The organism is Nonomuraea sp. NPDC050540, assembly GCF_044457485.1.
Lineage (GTDB): Bacteria > Actinomycetota > Actinomycetes > Streptosporangiales > Streptosporangiaceae > Nonomuraea.
The window spans coordinates 1,289,480-1,305,110 of record NZ_JBITHA010000001.1 but is presented as its reverse complement, the minus strand read 5'-3'; the positions used below and the strand labels follow the sequence as shown (position 1 = coordinate 1,305,110).

Sequence of the window (15,631 nt, the reverse complement as noted above, 5' to 3'; positions counted from 1 at the left end):
GCCCCCGCATCCGGCCGGGGCCCTACCCCCCGACTCATACCGTGGTCGTCTATTCCGTTCTGCCCGCGCCACGAACCGGTTAGGCTGCGGCGCGTAAGGGGGGTCACTGTGATGGAAGAGACGTTCGGGGCGCGCCTGCGCTCCAGACTGGATAAATACGGACCTCTGTGCGTCGGCATCGACCCGAGCCCCGCGCAACTGCTCGCCTGGGGCCTGGACGACTCACCCGCGGGCCTGGAGAAGTTCAGCCGCACGGTCGTGGAGGAGATCTCCGACGTCGCGGCCGTGGTCAAGCCGCAGTCGGCCTTCTACGAGCGCTGGGGCAGCCGCGGGGTGGCGGTGCTGGAGCGCACGGTCCGCGACCTGCGCGCCGCCGGCCCGCTGGTCATCCTGGACGCGAAGCGCGGCGACGTGGAGTCCACCATGATCGCGTACGCCGAGGCCTATCTCGACCCCGGCAGCCCCCTGGCCGCCGACGCCCTGACGGTCAGCCCGTACCTGGGCCTGGCCTCCCTGGCCCCCGCGATCCGCCAGGCCCACACCAACGACGCCGGCCTGTTCATCCTGGCCCGCACCTCCAACCCGCAGGCCGAGCGGCTGCAGTCGCTCGTGGCCGGCCAGATCTTCGACGCGGTGTCCGGCCTGAACCAGGGCGCGACCCCGCTGGGCTCGATCGGCGTGGTGGTCGGCGCCACGGTCGCCGACCCCGGCTTCGACCTCTCCCGGCTGAACGGCCCCATCCTCGCACCGGGCCTGGGCGCCCAGGGCGCCTCTCCGTCCGACCTCGCGCGCCTGTTCGCCGGGGTACGGCAGGCCGTCATCCCCTCGGTGTCCCGCGCGGTGACCGAGAACCCGGCCCGCATCCGCGAGATCACCCTGCGCTACCGCGACGACTGCGCCCACCACCTGGCCTCCTGACGGGCTCCTCAGTCCTCCAGCGGAAACTGGATCGGGCTGATGAGGTAGCGGCGCCGTCCGGGCACCGGCTCGTTCCCCAGGTGGGGAACCAGGGCGGCCCTCGGCAAGGGCCGCATCGAACTGGGCGGGCCACTCGCGGCCGCGCTGGCCGCCAAGGGCGTCGCCTCCTACCGCTACGACCGCCGCGGCGTCGGCGCGACCCCGGGCGACTGGCAGGCGACCGGCTTGCACCAGCACCGCGCCGACGCCGCCGCGGCCCTGCGCCAGCTCGCCGAACTCCCGGAGATCGGCGCCGTCGGCGCCATCGGCTACAGCGAGGGCGCACTGCACGCCGCGGCGCTCGGCGCGCACGAAGGCGCCGCGGCCGTGGTGATGATCTCCGGCCACACCATGACCGGCGAGGAGACGCTCCTCTGGTTCGCCGGACTCAAGGACGCCGAGGGCCTGTCATGGCCGATGCGGCTCATCGCGCTGCTGCTCGGGCGGCGCACGATGCGCGGCGTGGCAGCGAAGCTGACGGCCAGGATCAAGGCCACGAAGGGCGACGTGGCGCGGCTCTACGGCTTCAAGATCCCGGCCCGGTCGATGCGCGAGTTCCTCACCTACGACCCCAAGAAGGACCTCGCCGAGGTCCGCGTGCCCCTGCCGGCCGTCACGGGGGCCAAGGACGTGCAGGTCAGCCCCGACGACCTCGACGTACTCGCCTCGGTGGTCCCGGGCCCCGCCGAGGTCCGCCGCCTGCCCGACCTCACGCACCTGCTGCGCCGCGACCCCGGCCCCGCCTCACAGAGCACGTACGGCAGGCAGTACGCCAAGCCCGTGGACCCCGGCCTCGTCGAGGAGGTGTCGGCCTGGATCGCCGCCGGCCTCCCGACCCGCTCCCCCCGCCCCTGAAGGGATTCAGCCGCGCAGAAAGGCGTCGATCTCGGCACGGGCCGGCATCGAGGTACTGGCCCCTTCCCGCTGCACCGACAGAGCGGCCGCCGCCGACGCGAACCGCAACGCCTCGGCCGGAGCCAGCCCCTCCCCCCGGGCCACCGCCAGCGCACCCACGAACGTGTCCCCCGCCGCCGTGGTGTCCACCGCCTTCACCGGCACCGCCGCCACCCGCAGCCGCTCGCCCGAGCGCGAACCGTACAGCGCGCCGGCCGCCCCCAGCGTGATCACCGCCTCGGGCACCCGCTTCAGAAGCGCGTCGAGCGCCTCTTCCGCCCCGGAGGCGCCGGTGATGGCGGCGGCCTCGTGCTCGTTCGGGACGATCAGGGTGACGGCGTCCAGGAGCTCGTCCGGCAGCGGCCGCGCGGGCGCCGGGGTGAGGACGACCGGCGCGCCGGACACCTGAGCCGCCTGGGCGGCCCCGATCACCGCCTCCATGGGCAGTTCGAGCTGCAGCAGCAACGCCCGCGACCCGGCGATCACGGCAAGGTCGTCGCCCGAGGGCCCGCCGACGGCGCCGTTGGCGCCGGGAACCACGATGATCGAGTTGCCCCCGTCGTCGTCGACCACGATGTGCGCGATGCCGCTGGAGCCGGGCACCTGCCGCAGCCCCCTGACATCCACCCCGGCCTCGGCGAGCGTGGCCCGCATCTCGGCCCCGAACCCGTCGTCGCCCACCGCCCCCAGGAACGCCACCCGGCCACCCGCACGCGCCGCGGCGATGGCCTGGTTGGCCCCCTTACCACCGGGGACCGTACGAAAGGCGCGCCCGGTGACGGTCTCCCCGGTTTTGGGAGCCTGCGCCACATACGCGACCAGGTCCATGTTCGCACTACCGAAGACCGAGATCATGCCTTCATCCTCTCCTGCGTGCGGCGGGACAGCTCTGCCAGCCCCACTCCGTCGAAGCCGGTGAGGCTGGTGGACAGGCGGTCGCGCATGAGCCACTGCTCGGGTACCCGGCCGGCCAGCGCGCCGGCGATCGAGCCGACGGTGGCGCCGGCCGAGTCCGTGTCCCAGCCGCCGGCGACGGCCCCGGCGATGGCCCGGGTGAAGTCGCCACGGCTGTGGACCAGGGCGGCGGCGGTCAGGGCGGCGTTGTTGATCGTGTGCACCCAGTGCAGGCCGCCGTGGCGCTCGTACAGGCCGTCCACGACCTGCTCGAAGTCGCCGGCCGCGCGGGCCGACTCGACGGCCTGCCGTACCGCGTGATGCAGGCGGGAGCGCGCGGGCACGACGGACAGGCCCGTCTCCACGACGTCCTCGGCGTCCGCGCTCACCAGGGCGCGGGCGCACATGGCGGCGACGAACATCGCGCCGTAGAGCCCGTTGGCGGTGTGGGTCAGGCGGGCGTCGCGGTAGGCGTGGATCGCGGCCATCGCCGGGTCGCCCGGGTTCACCCATCCGTAGACGTCGGCCCTGATGAAGGCGCCGATCCACTCGCGGAACGGGTTGCGGTGGGTGGCGGTGTCCGGTGGTTCCAGGCCGTCGAGCAGGTTGCGGTAGGCGACGCGTTCGGCGGTGAAGGTACGGCCGGCGGGCAGCTCGTCCAGCCACAGCTTGGCGACATCGTCGGTGGTGAACCCGTGGCCGTGCCGTTCCAGGACGGTGAGCGCGAGCAGCGGGTAGTTGAGGTCGTCGTCCTCGGGGACGCCGTCGATGTTCTCGGCCAGCGAGTTGACGGCGCTGCGCCGGTTCCACGGCCACCGCCCGGCCACCTCGGCGGGCAGGCCCTTCGCGGTGAACCAGCCCCGGATCGGCCAGTTCCCGGTGGCCTCGGCGATCTCCCTGATGCCCGCGCGCGGGATCTTCTCCACCGGCTTGCCGAGCACGCACCCGGCGGCCCGTCCCTGCCAGGCGGCCAGCAGGCGCGCCGGGTCGGGTTCGGCGGGCCGCGGTGCGGGCCAGGCGGGGCAGGCGGCGATGATGTCGGTCAGCTCGCCGGGCTCCTCCAGCGGCGAGGTGAGCGCGGCGAGCTGGTCCATCAGGTCGCCGGCCAGCCCGCGCAGCCGCGCCGCCCGAGGCTCGGAGGCGCCGGCGCGCGGCGGGGCGTCGTGCCCGCCCGCCGCGTGCCACTCACCGGTGATGCGGGTGAGCTGGGCGGGGTGGGCGGCGGCCCGCCCGTCCTCCTCCGCCTGCCGGAGCTCGTGCCCGATCAGGTCCTCCGGCTGTACCCAGGTGAGGCGGATCATTCGCCCGCCAGTTCGGCGAAGGCGTCCTCGTGGGCGCGCCTGCGGGCCAGGTCGGCGGTGTGGATGCCGGTGGCGACCCGGGCGATCGCCCGGCCCGGCGTCACGATGTCGGTACGGCTGGCCGTGCCGACCGCCTCGACCCACGCGGCGGGAACGCCGTCGAGGCCGCCGAGCGCGCCCGCGATCGCCCCGCCCATGGAGGCGATCGAGTCGGCGTCGCGCCCGTAGTTCACCCCGCCGAGCACGGTCTCCCTGAAGTCGCCCTTGGCGATCACCAGGAAGGCCAGCGCCAGCGGCAGCTCCTCGATGCTGTGCACCCGGCTCGGCCGGCGCGCCCCGAGTCCCTGGTCGCGGTAGGTGTCGGCGACGGTGTCGTAGGGCCGCATGGCGGCGCGCAGCTTCTCGAACGAGCCGTCCCAGTGCCCGAGATCCACCGCGGCGCCGCACACGGCCTCGATGGCGGCGCGGGTGCCGTCCTTGGCCAGGCGGATCGAGGTGGCGATCACGCTGTCCACGGTGGCGCCCGGCCGCATGGCCTCGGCGACCGCGGCGGCCATGACGCCGGCCGCCTCGCGGCCGTAGCTGGACTGGTGGGCGCCGGTCAGGTCGATCGCCTCGGCGTAGGCGGCGTCCGGGTCGCCGGCGTTGACGACGCCGACCGGGGCGACGTACATGGCGGCGCCGCAGTTCACGATGTTGCCCACACCGGCCTCGCGCGGGTCGGCGTGGCCGTAGTGCAGGCGGGCCACGATCCACTTCTCGGCCAGGAAGATCCGCTGCAGCGGCAGCGCCTCGGCCTCCAGCTCGGGGATCCACACGCGCTCGCCCATCAGCTCCGGCACGAAGTGCTCGGCCATCGCGTACGCGTCGAGGTGGCGGCCGGACTTCTCGTACACGCGGATCAGCGCGTGCGTCATCAGGGTGTCGTCGGTGATGTGGCCGTCGCCCTTGTGGTACGGGGCGATCGGGCGGGCGTTGCGCCAGTCCTCGTTGTACGGCGGCACGATGCCCTCGACCGGCCCGCCGTACCGTGTGGTGATCTGCTCGGGAGTCCAGCCTTCCGTGGCGCCGCCCAGAGCGTCACCCACCGCGGCCCCCGCCACGCAGCCAGTGGCTTTGTCCTCAAGCGGCGTCATGTCAGTCCTTCCGTGAGTTCCAGGAGATCCCTGCCCGCCAGTTCTGGCAAGCAGCAACCGGCGAGCGTGCGAACCGGCGCGGTCCACCCCTCCGGGATCGCGCCGTACCCCCCGCACGCGCCGGTGATCGCGCCCGCGAGCGCGGGCGCGGAGTCCGCGGTGGCGGCCAGGCACGCCGCCGCGGACACGGCCGGTCCGACGGCGCCGCCCGACGCCTCGGCCAGCGCGAGCGCGATCGGCACGGTCTGCGCCGCACCGACCGCGTAGCTGTAGACGTGGTCGAGCAGCGCCGCGTCCAGCGCGGGCACGGCGCCGAACGCCTCGCCCGCCTTCCTGCCCGCCTGTACGGCCAGCCGCGCGTTGTACCCGATCGCGGTGTCCTCCGGCAGGACGGCCAGCGCCGCCTCGACCGCCTCCGCGACCGGCGCGCCGCCGACGGCGGCCTCGATCGCCGCCGCGACCGCCTGGGCGCCGAGAACGCCGTCACCGGCGTTGGTCACCCGGGCGTCCTCGGCCGGGTCGAGCCCGGCCGCGCCGAAGGCCACCGCCCTGATCGCGGCGGCGTCGTCGAAGAAGTGCGGGTTGTCGTGGCCGCTGGCGGGCGGTTCGACGCCCTTGGCCAGGTTGTCCAGCGCGCTCGCCACCGAGATCCGGGCCCGGACGTCGTCCCGGCCGGCCAGTTCGCGAAACGCCTCGGCCCGCGGGCGGCGCAGCGTGAGAACGGTCCACGCCAGCCATTCGGCGTCGTCCGACGGGCCGAGCGCCAGCGGCGCGGTCGGCTGGTTCAGCGCGAACGGCACCGGCAGCGTCGTGATCCGGTGCTCCTCGGCGAAGAGGTCGAGCTCGCGGTGCAGCCGTCTGCTCCACGGCGCGTGCAGCGCCGACCTGTGGCGCGCGGCGGGCCACCCGGCGGCGTCCCCCACGGCGAGCCCGATGAAGGCTCCCCTGATCCTGTCCCCCGACATCGATGTTCAGCGTCCTTTCGCCAGTTCGTCGGCGACGTCAAGCACGTGTCTGCCCTTCACGACGGGCAGGCATTTCCCGGTGGCGGGCCCGATGCGCTCGGCCCATCGCCTGGGCACGCCCGCCTCGCCCTGGAAGGCGCCGGACATGGCGCCGGCGATGGCGCCGATCGTGTCGGCGTCCCTGCCCAGGCCGACGCCGAACGTCACCGAGGCCTCGACGTCGCCCTCGCCGGCCAGGAACGCGGCCAGCGCCAGGGCGACGGCCTCCGGGGCGACGTCGGTCCAGGGGTAGTGCCGGACCACGACGGCTTCGTGCAGCCGGGGACCGAGGTCGCCGGCCGTACCGGACAGGTCGCCCAGCACGTCGCGAACCCGCACGATCGCGCGCGCCGTCCACGAGTCGGCGGGGATCACCGCGAGCGCGGCGTCCGCGACCTCCCGCGGCCGCGCGCCCGCCATCGCCGCGGCCACCGCGCCGGCGACCGCGCGGCCGCCGAGTATGCCCTCGCCGTCGCCGCTCACCAGCCCGTCCTGCTCGACCAGCCGCGCCGCCTCGGCGGGATCTCCCGGGCAGAAGATCCCGTACGGCGCCGCCCGCATGGCCAGCCCGTCCGACCAGCCGTGCGCGTGCACGCGGCCGGTCAGCGGCGGTTCGAGCCCGCGCCGCAGCGCCTGCACCGTTCCCAGCTCGGAGAACCCCGCCCCGCGCATCGGCCCGGTCACCAGCGGGATGATCTCGGAGCGGTAGGCGGCGGCCACGTCGGCCGGGGTGAGCGCGTGCCCGTGGCGCAGCAGCAGGGATGCGGCGAAGACGGCGTACTCGGTGTCGTCGGTGCCGCCGCCCTCGATCTCCGTGAGGCGGCCCCACCGGGCGGTGATCTGCTCGGGGGTCATGTTCTCCGCAGGGGCCCCGAGGGCGTCCCCGGCCGCGAGGCCGAGCAGACACCCGCGGGCCCTGTCGCGATGGTTCACTTCTGGTACCGCTCCAGCACGGAGTTGCCGTCGGTGACCAGCTTGTTCGCCGCCTCGTCGAGGCTGATCTTGTTGGCGAAGTACTGCTGGAGCACCGGCGTGGCCACCTTGCTCTTCCACTCGTCGAAGCCCTTCACCTTGAGGAAGGGCGCCACCACGAGGCTCTTGCCGGACGCGGTCGCCACGTCCCAGCCGTTCTCCTTCGTGGTCATGGACGGGTCGGCGGCGGCGGCCTGCGAGGTGGGCAGCAGCCAGTCGCCCTTGGCGAGCTTGGCCTGGTTCTTGCCGTTGAGGAAGAACGAGATGAACTTCAGCGCCGCGTCCGGGTTCTTGCTGTCCTGGGCGACCGAGAGCGTCTGGGAGACGGCGCCCTGCTCGGTCGTGGTGCCCTTCGGGCCGGGAAGCGTCACCCACTCGAAGCCTTCCGGCGCCTGCTCGACGACCTGCTGGCGCAGGTAGACGCCGACCGGCAGCAGCGCGAACTTGCCCTTGTAGAAGGCCGGGAGCGGGTCGGCGGTGCCCTGCCCGAGCGCCGCCGGGTCGGCCGACTTGTCCTTCCAGAGCTGGTCGTGGATGCGCTGGAGCACCTCGCGCTCCTCGGGGCCGACCTTGACGGTGGTCTTGCCGTCGGCTCCGGTCTCGAAGAACTTGCCGCCGAAGTTGAGCGCCAGGTTCAGCGTCTTGTTGACCGGGGACTTCATCGGCCAGGCGACGCCGAAGTTGCCGCCCTTGGTCATCTTCTTGGCCGCCTCGGAGAACTCCTCCCACGTCCACGGGCTGTCCGCGGTGGGGATGCGCACCTTGGCCTCGTCGAGGAGCTTCTTGTTGGCGATGATGACCTGCGACTCCTGCAGGAACGGCACGCCGTACACGCCCTGGTTGCCCTTGCCGTCGTCGAACGTCGTGGTGTCCCACGAGGCCTGCGGGATGTCGCTCTTCAGCTCGGCCGGGATCTTGTCCTTGAGGTCGAGCAGGTAGCCGTCGGCGGCGAAGCCCGACAGCGCCGGGGAGTCGTTGTGGATGACGTCGGGGGCGGTGCCGCCGGCGAACTGGGTCACGAGCTGGTCGTTGACGTTGTCCCAGCTGCCCTGGACGTAGGTGACCTGAATGGTGGGGTTGGCCTTGTTCCACTCCACGACGAGTTCCTTGTTCGCCGCGAGGGACTCCTTCTGCCAGGCGAGGCTGAGGAAGTTCAGCTTGACCGGCTCGCCGGGCTTGGCCGCCTCGCCCTTGTCGCCGCTGCCGCCGCTTCCGCAGCCGGCCGCGGCCACAGCGACGAGCGCCGCTGCCGCCAGAGCGGACTTGATTCGCATATGAGCCTCCTAGCCCTTGACGGCGCCGGCCATCAGGCCGGACCTCAATCGCCGCTGAATGATTGCGAAGAAGATCAGGCTCGGGATCGTCGCCATGAGCGACGCCGCGGCCAGCGGTCCGAGCCTGGCCACCCCCTCCGGGCCGGTGAAGCGCACCAGCGTCAGCGGAAGGGTCATCACGTCGGGGTCCTGAAGGATCACGAGCGCGAACAGAAACTCGTTCCATGAGGAGATGAACGAGAAGAGCAAGGTCGCCACCACACCGGGGGCGAGCAGCGGGGCGACGACGCTGACCAGCGCGCGCAGGCGGCCGGCGCCGTCCACGGACGCGGCCTCCTCCAGCTCCGGAGGCACCGCCCGCACGTATCCCTGAAGCATCCACAGCGCGAACGGCAGCGTGAACGTCACGTGCACGACCACCAGGCCGGGCAGCGTGTTCACCAGCTCCAGCTCACGCAGCACCATGAACAGCGGGATGATGATCAGGATGAACGGGAAGACCTGACTGACCAGCACCCACCCGATCGCCACCCGGTTGACCAGGCTGCGGTAGCGGGCCATGGCGTACGCCGCGGGCAGCGAGATCAGCACGGTGATGAAGCTGCTGAAGACCGCGACGACCAGGCTGCGCAGGGCGGCGCCGGTCAGGTCCTGCTCGCCGAAGGCGTCGGAGAAGTTGGTCAGCGTCGGCTCGCGCGGGATCCACGTGGGGTCCAGCTGGGCCATCTCCTGCGGCGTCTTCAGCGCCGTCGACAGCAGCCAGACCAGCGGGAAGGCCAGGAAGACGATGTAGGCGAGCAGGGCCGCGTAGCTCGGCAGGCGCTTCACTTGGCCTCCTTCATCTGACGCCACAGGTACAGGCCGAGCACCGCGAGCACGACGATCGCGAACGCGACACCGAGCATGGAGGCGTAGCCGAAGAAGCGGTAGCGGAACGCCTCCTCGTAGGCGAACAGCATCGGCAGCCTTGTCTGACCGCCCGGTCCACCGGCCGTGAGCACGTAGACCAGGCCGAACTGGTTGATGTTCCACACGAAGTCGAGCGAGGTGATGGCCACGATGACCGGGCGCAGCTGCGGGAGCGTGATGTTCCAGAAGCGCCGCCAGCGGCCGGCGCCGTCGACCTCGACCGCCTCGTACAGCTCCTTCGGCACGCTCTGCAGGCCCGCCAGCAGCACCACCGTCGTCTGCGGCATGCCCGTCCAGACGCCGACCACGATGATCGCGGGCAGCGCGAGCGAGAAGTCGGCCAGCCAGTTGACGTCCGTGCCGAGCATGCTGTTGAGGATTCCGGCGTCGGGGTGGTAGACGAGCTTCCACATGAGGCCGATGACCACGGGCGGCATCGCCCAGGGCACCACGGCCAGCACCCTGGCCACGCCCCTGAACCTGAGGTTCTGGTTGAGCAGCAGCGCCAGGCCGAGCGCGGCCAGGAACTGCAGCACCGTCACCGACACCGACCAGATCAGGCCGATCTTGAACGAGGACCAGAAGTCGGCGTCGCCGAACAGTTCGTAAACGTTTTCCAGACCGGTAAAGCTGATGTCCCGGTTCCTGGTGGCGCGGGCGTCGGTGAAGGCCAGGCCCACGCCGTACAGCAGCGGTCCCACGCTGAACAGCAGGACCGGCACCAGCGCCGGCAACATCAGCACCCACATCTCGCGGTTGCGGCGCGAGCCGCCACCGCCGCGCCGCGAGCGCGGTCGGGGTGGCGCCGGTCTGGTCGCGGTCGCCGTCATCCGGCGCCTCCCTCGTGTGCCGAGCTCTTGTCGCCGGGAGCCGCCCCCGCCAGGGCTCCCGGTGGTTGGGTCGTGAGGTCGTACGGCGTTCTGGTCGTGAGGTCGTACGGCAGCGCGGGCTCCTCACCCGAGGTCGAGGCGCGCACCACGAGGCGCGGCGGCACCGTCACCAGGCGCGGCTCGCGGTCGCCGCGCTGCAGCCGGTCGAGCAGCAGTTCGACGGCGGCCTTGCCACGTTCGGCCGAGCCCAGCGAGACGCTGGTCAGCGACGGGTAGGAGGCGGCGGCCAGTTCGGTGTCGTCCATGCCGACCACGGCCACGTCCTCGGGCACCCGCCGCCCCGCGGCGCGCAGCACGTCGAGCGCGCCGAGCGCGATGAGGTCGTTGGCGCACATGAGCGCGTCGAGGTCGGGCCGCCGGGCCAGCAGCGCGGCCACCGCCCGCGCGCCGTCCGCCCGGTAGAAGTCGCCGATCTCGACCAGCCCTTCGTCGTACGGCAGGCCGAGCTCCTCCAGCGCCTCCGTGTACGCGGCCCCGCGGGACGCGCCGGGCACGGTGTCGAGAGGCCCGTTGACCAGCGCGATCCGGCGGCGGCCGAGCGCGTGCAGGTGGTCGAGCGCGAGCCGGACGCCGGTGCGCGAGTCGGCGCGTACGTTGTCGACCCGGGTGCCGTCCGGAACCGAACCGATGATCACGACGGGGGCGCGGGCGGCCTTGAGCGTCTCCAGGTGCGCGTCCGTGACGCGCAGGGGGCTCATGATGAGGCCGTCGACGTAGCGCTCGCCGAGGCTGTGCAGCACGTCGATCTCGTCGGCGGCGATGGCGTCGGTGGAGTGGAGTACGAGCCGGTAGCCGGCCGCCTTGAGCACCGGCTGGATCTGGCGGACCATGGCCAGGTAGACCGGGTTGCCGATGTCGGCCATGGCGAAGGCGACCTGGTTGGTGCGCCGCGACTTGAGGCTGCGGGCCACGGCGTTGCGCACGTACCCGAGTTCCTCGGCGGCGGCCAGGACCTTGCGGATGGTTTCCTGGCGGGTCGGCAGGCCGTTCAGGACCCGCGAGACGGAGGCGATCGAGACGCCCGCACGCTCGGCGATCGTGTTGATCGTGGGTCCGTCGGCCAAGGCTTTCCTTCCATGGGGGTAAACGGTGACAGAAAGCCATCTGTAAACGTTTACTGAGTTGGCCTCATGAAACCCGTCCGTAACCTTGGGGTCAAGTCACGATAGAATAACACCAGGTCATCCCCTATTTGACCCTTTGTCACCCCACCAGTAGCCCAACCCGACTTTCCGTAACCCACCCCCACCACCGCCCAGCATCACCACCGCAACCACCTGACGTCCGCCACCCTCCGGGCACAGGGGCACGCCCCCGAGCACGGGACGGGCACGCACAGGCCCTCGGCCACCTGACCACGCCTTTGGGCTCCGGTGCGGCGGGAGGTGGCACGGACGCGACCGGCGCAACGCGCACCGAGCCCGGCCACCCAAGCGCCACTACCCAGGCGCCATCACCCAGGTGTGGAGGCTAGTCGCGGGCGGGGACGGGGGTGGGGGTGGGGCGGGTGGTGAGGGCTCGGATGGAGGGGCTGCCGGCCAAGGCGACCACCGCCGCCAACGCCGCCGGGATCACCAGCGCCACCGGCAAGGAAGACGCCTCGGCCACGAACCCCAGCACCGCTGGCCCGATCAGCAACCCCGAGTACCCAAAGGCGGTGACCAGCGACAACGCCTTGCCCACCGGCCCACCCGCGGCCCCCACCGCGCTGAAGATGACCGGTACCACGGTGGCCAGCCCGACGCCCGCCAGCGCCCACCCGGTCCACGCGACCACCACCTGCGCCACACCCTCGACGAGGGGCGCGCAGAGCACGAGCACGTACCCGCACGTGGCCAGCACGCCTGCCAGCCGAATGGTCAGCACAGATCCCAGCCGCGCCCGGATCGGGTCGCCCAGCAGCCGCACCGTCGTCATCGCCACCGCGAAGATCGTGTAGGCCAGCGGCGCGGCGGCCGGGTCCGTGCCCAGGATCCAGCGGGCGTGCAGGGCGGCCCAGTCGATGGCCGCGCCCTCGCTCAGGTGTCCGGCGAACGCCGCAAGCCCCAGCAGCGCGATCAGTCCCCACCGCAGCCCGACCGCCTTGCCGGGGGCGGGGGCCGTACCACCCTCGGGGGAGGCGGGCGGCGCGGACGGCAGCAGCCGCATCACGGCGGGCAGGTACAGGAAGGGCACGATCAGGGCGGTGGCCACCAGCAGCGCCTGCCCGCTCACACCCAGCTTCAGCACCAGCGACGTGATCAGGCCGGCCGCCGCGCCGCCCAGGCTCCAGGTGCCGTGGAAGGCGGAGATGATCGGCCGGCCGTACACACGCTCGACCTCGACGGAGTGGGCGTTGATGCCGACCTCGACCACCCCGATCCCGATGCCGAACACCACGGCCGCCACCGCCAGCAGGCCGTACGACGGCGCCACGGCGGGGGCGAGCAGGGCCAGCGCCGACAGCGGGCCGGCGAACCAGCACACCCGCCGGCTCGTCCACCGGTCGACCACGGGGCCGGCGACCAGCATCGACACCAGCGCCCCCAGGGAGATCAGCAGGAGCGCGGTGCCCAGCTTCGCCGGTCCCAGGTCGAGCCGGTCGTTGAGCGAGGGCAGCCCGGCCGCCCACACGCCCACCACGAGCCCGCTGAGAAAAAAGAGTCCGAACACACCCTGCCGCGCACGCCTCGCCACCATTTTGTTCACGACTAGAGCATAATAAGAACGAGGAGGCCGCCACAATGACGAGATGCGAACCGTGACCGGGGCCACAACCAGCGTCGAGCTGCGTGAGCACAACAGGGCGCGGCTGCTGCGCGCGGTGCACGACTGCGGCGCGAGCCGTACCCGATCACAGCTCACCAAGGACCTCGACCTCGCCCGCGGCACCGCGTCGGTCCTGGTCACCCGCCTGAGCGAGGACGCGCTCCTGCATGAGGAACCCTCCGCCGAGCACGGCCGCGGCCGTCCCACCCAGATCCCGGGACCGCACCCGTGCGGCCCCGTCGCCCTCGCCGCCGACCTGCGCGAGGACGGGTGGGAGATCGCCGCGGGCGAGCTCGGCGGCCGGATCACGCCGCTCGCCGCTCGCCCGCACGACGGCACGCCGGAGGGCGCGTTCGGTCCTCTCGCGGCGGCGCTGCGCACCCATTTCCGGCGGTACGGCTCCCGCGCCGTCGGCATCGGCCTGGCCGTCCCGGGACCGGTGCGCGACGACCGCCTCGTCGACGTCTCCCACCTGGGCTGGCGCGCCGTGGACGCGGCGGCCGGGCTGGCGTCCGGCATCCCCGCGGGCATCGGGCCGCACGTGGGCAACGACACGGCGTTCGCGGCGCTGGCCGAGGCGCGCAGGGGACGGATGGCGGGGGTTCGGGTGGGATTGCACCTGCACGTGGACTTCGACCTCGGCGGCGTGCTGGTGGTCGGCGGACGGCCGCTGGGCGGGGCGACGGGTGTCGGGGCGGAGTTCGGGCACATGCCGCTGACCGGGCGTACCGATCCGTGCCCGTGCGGGGCCCGGGGGTGCTGGGCCATGGAGGTGGGGGCCAACGCGCTGCTGCGCCACCTGGGCCTGGCCGCGGGCGGCGGCAGGGGGCGCGACCAGGCGCAGGCCATCCTGGCCAGGTCGGCGAAGGGCGATCCCGAGGCGGCCGCGGCGGTCGACGCGGGCGCGCGCGCCCTTGGCCGCGGCGTCGCCGCCCTGGTCAACGCGCACGACCCGGAGATTGTCACCCTGTCCGGCCTCGGCGTCGAGCTGTTCACGCAGGGACGGGCGGCGCTGTCGGAGGCGTACCTGGCCGGGCTGATGAGGATCCGGGCCGAGCGGCCGCCCGAGCTGACGCCGTCGGAGCTGGGGTGGAGCGGGGCGCTGGTGGGGGCGATGGAGTCGGTGTTCGACGCGTTCCTGACCCCGGAGGGTCTCAGAACCTGGCGCCCCCGAGAACGGCCATGAGGGCTTCCTGGTCGGCGAAGGGGGCGAAGTGGCCGCCGGGCAGGTACGTCGCCTCCACGCGCGGCAGGCGGGCGGCCAGGGATCGGGCCAGCGACACCGGGACCTTGTGGTCGTCCACGCCGTGGATCAGGCACACCGGGGTCTTCACCTCCTCCACGACGACGTCCCAGGGGCGCAGGTGCCGGAGCAGGTCACCGGCCATGGCGTCGCCGCCCTGCCTGCCGCTCTCGTTGGCGTCGGACAGGAAGGCGGCCTGGGCCGTACCGGCTCGGGCGCGGAAGACCTCCAGGTCGGCGGCGGGAAGGGCGCGTTCGATGCGCGGGATGACGCTCGCGTCGGCCGACGCCATCGCGCGGGCGGACACGGCGCACAGGCGGCGCAGCAGCCAGGGCGCGCGGCGGGCCAGCCGCCAGTAGAAGGCGTCGGCCTTGGCCGCGGGCGACCACCTTTCAGCCGGTACGGGGGCCATGCCCGACAGCAGCGCCACCCCCGTCACCAGGTCGGGCCGGGTTGCGGCCAGGCGCAGGGCGGCCGAGGCGCCCATGGAGACGCCGGCCACCACCACCGGGCCCACCTCCTCGGCCCGTGCCGCCACCTGCGCGGTCCACCGCTCCGGGGGCATCGGCGGCGTGCCGCCGTAGCCGGGCCGGTCCGGCGCGAGCACCCGGATCCCCTCCCGGACCAGCCGTTCGCCCGACAGCGTCCACCCCGCGGCCCACCGCGACGAGGCGTACCCGTGCACGAACACCACGGGCCGGCCGGCCGGATCGCCGAACTCCGCCCACCCGAGCCCGCTCACGAGCGTCCCTCCGCGACCGGCGCGGGCCAGTGGGAGACGGTCTCGATGGCCCATTCGGCCCAGGACACCATGGCCTCCAGCCGCCGCACGCCCGCCTCCACCCCCAGCAGGGCCGCCCGGTCCTGCGCGAGCCGCAGGTCGAGCCCGTTGCGCAGGGCGCGCAGCCCGCGCAGCCTCGCCCGGTGGTACTCCAGTTCCTCACGCAGGAAGTCCGCCGCCTCCCGCGGCGAGACCACCCACAGCGCGAACGAGCGCAGCACGGTCTCGTTGCGCTGCGCGTGGTCGGCCGAGGTGGTCACGAGCCATTCCCGCAGTGCCCGCGTCCCCTCCTCGGTGATCTCGTACGGCCGCCGCCCCCGCGACCCCTCGGCCTGCTCCCTGATGAGCCCCTCGGCGGCCAGCCGCTTCAGCTCCGGGTAGACCTGCGTCGGCTTGGCGTGCCAGACGAACGTGAGGACGCCGTCGAATTCCTGCCCGATGTCGTACCCGCTCCGTGGCGCTCCGGCGATGAGCGTCAGCAGGGCCATCCGCAATGACATGTAGCGACAATACTAAAAAATTTCACTGTGGGAAATGAGCGTCACCTGCCGCGACACGCCCGAGATCCGCGATGTGATGAAAACCACCGACAAGGGATGAACCACACTTCCGAACTGGTGCTCGATGA

15 protein-coding genes are annotated in these 15,631 nt (G+C 72.9%); 3 read left to right on the top strand and 12 right to left on the bottom strand.

Going from position 1 to position 15,631, the window contains the following annotated elements; translation table 11 throughout:
- Positions 1-111: 111 nt before the first annotated feature.
- Positions 112-918: an orotidine-5'-phosphate decarboxylase gene (pyrF, locus tag ACIBI5_RS05935; RefSeq protein WP_397243587.1), complete on the top strand. Its 807-nt coding sequence runs from the start codon at positions 112-114 to the stop codon at positions 916-918.
- Positions 919-1,032: 114 nt separating this feature from the next.
- Positions 1,033-1,812 (top strand): alpha/beta fold hydrolase, encoded by a 780-nt coding sequence (locus ACIBI5_RS05930; protein WP_397243801.1) that lies wholly within the window; start codon positions 1,033-1,035, stop codon positions 1,810-1,812.
- A gap of 6 nt (positions 1,813-1,818) precedes the next feature.
- Here the strand turns inward: ACIBI5_RS05930 and rbsK are convergent, their stop codons facing one another.
- The 10 genes from rbsK to ACIBI5_RS05880 all read right to left on the bottom strand — a co-directional run bounded on the left by rbsK (position 1,819) and on the right by ACIBI5_RS05880 (position 12,910).
- Entirely contained in the window at positions 1,819-2,706 is an 888-nt protein-coding gene (gene rbsK, locus ACIBI5_RS05925) for a ribokinase (RefSeq protein ID WP_397243585.1), read from the bottom strand.
- Positions 2,703-4,046, bottom strand: coding sequence for an ADP-ribosylglycohydrolase family protein (locus ACIBI5_RS05920; RefSeq protein ID WP_397243583.1), 1,344 nt, complete (start codon positions 4,044-4,046; stop codon positions 2,703-2,705). The genes rbsK and ACIBI5_RS05920 overlap by 4 nt, the downstream gene beginning before the upstream one ends.
- Positions 4,043-5,182 (bottom strand): ADP-ribosylglycohydrolase family protein, encoded by a 1,140-nt coding sequence (locus ACIBI5_RS05915; RefSeq protein ID WP_397243581.1) that lies wholly within the window; start codon positions 5,180-5,182, stop codon positions 4,043-4,045. Before ACIBI5_RS05915 ends, ACIBI5_RS05920 begins: the two co-directional genes overlap by 4 nt.
- Positions 5,179-6,147: an ADP-ribosylglycohydrolase family protein gene (locus tag ACIBI5_RS05910; protein ID WP_397243579.1), complete on the bottom strand. Its 969-nt coding sequence runs from the start codon at positions 6,145-6,147 to the stop codon at positions 5,179-5,181. The genes ACIBI5_RS05915 and ACIBI5_RS05910 overlap by 4 nt, the downstream gene beginning before the upstream one ends.
- A 6-nt stretch (positions 6,148-6,153) precedes the next feature.
- Complete coding sequence (locus ACIBI5_RS05905; RefSeq protein WP_397243577.1) at positions 6,154-7,119, bottom strand: ADP-ribosylglycohydrolase family protein; 966 nt, start codon at positions 7,117-7,119, stop codon at positions 6,154-6,156.
- Complete coding sequence (locus tag ACIBI5_RS05900; protein ID WP_397243575.1) at positions 7,116-8,432, bottom strand: ABC transporter substrate-binding protein; 1,317 nt, start codon at positions 8,430-8,432, stop codon at positions 7,116-7,118. Before ACIBI5_RS05900 ends, ACIBI5_RS05905 begins: the two co-directional genes overlap by 4 nt.
- A 9-nt stretch (positions 8,433-8,441) precedes the next feature.
- On the bottom strand, positions 8,442-9,260 hold the full coding sequence (locus ACIBI5_RS05895) for a carbohydrate ABC transporter permease (protein ID WP_379617157.1): 819 nt from the start codon (positions 9,258-9,260) through the stop codon (positions 8,442-8,444).
- Positions 9,257-10,171, bottom strand: coding sequence for a carbohydrate ABC transporter permease (locus tag ACIBI5_RS05890; protein WP_397243573.1), 915 nt, complete (start codon positions 10,169-10,171; stop codon positions 9,257-9,259). Before ACIBI5_RS05890 ends, ACIBI5_RS05895 begins: the two co-directional genes overlap by 4 nt.
- A complete protein-coding gene (locus ACIBI5_RS05885; protein ID WP_397243571.1) occupies positions 10,168-11,295 on the bottom strand; it encodes a LacI family DNA-binding transcriptional regulator in 1,128 nt (375 codons plus the stop codon). The genes ACIBI5_RS05890 and ACIBI5_RS05885 overlap by 4 nt, the downstream gene beginning before the upstream one ends.
- Positions 11,296-11,701: 406 nt before the next feature.
- A complete protein-coding gene (locus ACIBI5_RS05880) occupies positions 11,702-12,910 on the bottom strand; it encodes an MFS transporter (protein ID WP_397243799.1) in 1,209 nt (402 codons plus the stop codon).
- A gap of 52 nt (positions 12,911-12,962) precedes the next feature.
- Here ACIBI5_RS05880 and ACIBI5_RS05875 point away from each other — a divergent pair, with 52 nt between their 5' ends.
- Positions 12,963-14,165 carry an ROK family protein gene (locus ACIBI5_RS05875; protein ID WP_397243569.1) on the top strand — a complete coding sequence of 401 codons (1,203 nt, stop codon included), beginning with the start codon at positions 12,963-12,965 and terminating at the stop codon, positions 14,163-14,165.
- Here the strand turns inward: ACIBI5_RS05875 and ACIBI5_RS05870 are convergent.
- Together ACIBI5_RS05870 and ACIBI5_RS05865 are read right to left on the bottom strand one after the other, a co-directional pair.
- Positions 14,134-14,964 carry an alpha/beta fold hydrolase gene (locus ACIBI5_RS05870; protein WP_397243567.1) on the bottom strand — a complete coding sequence of 277 codons (831 nt, stop codon included), beginning with the start codon at positions 14,962-14,964 and terminating at the stop codon, positions 14,134-14,136. The two genes, ACIBI5_RS05875 and ACIBI5_RS05870, sit on opposite strands and share 32 nt — an antisense overlap.
- Positions 14,961-15,503, bottom strand: a complete 543-nt coding sequence (locus ACIBI5_RS05865) for a PadR family transcriptional regulator (RefSeq protein ID WP_379639352.1) — start codon at positions 15,501-15,503, stop codon at positions 14,961-14,963. The genes ACIBI5_RS05870 and ACIBI5_RS05865 overlap by 4 nt, the downstream gene beginning before the upstream one ends.
- Positions 15,504-15,631 lie beyond the last annotated feature (128 nt).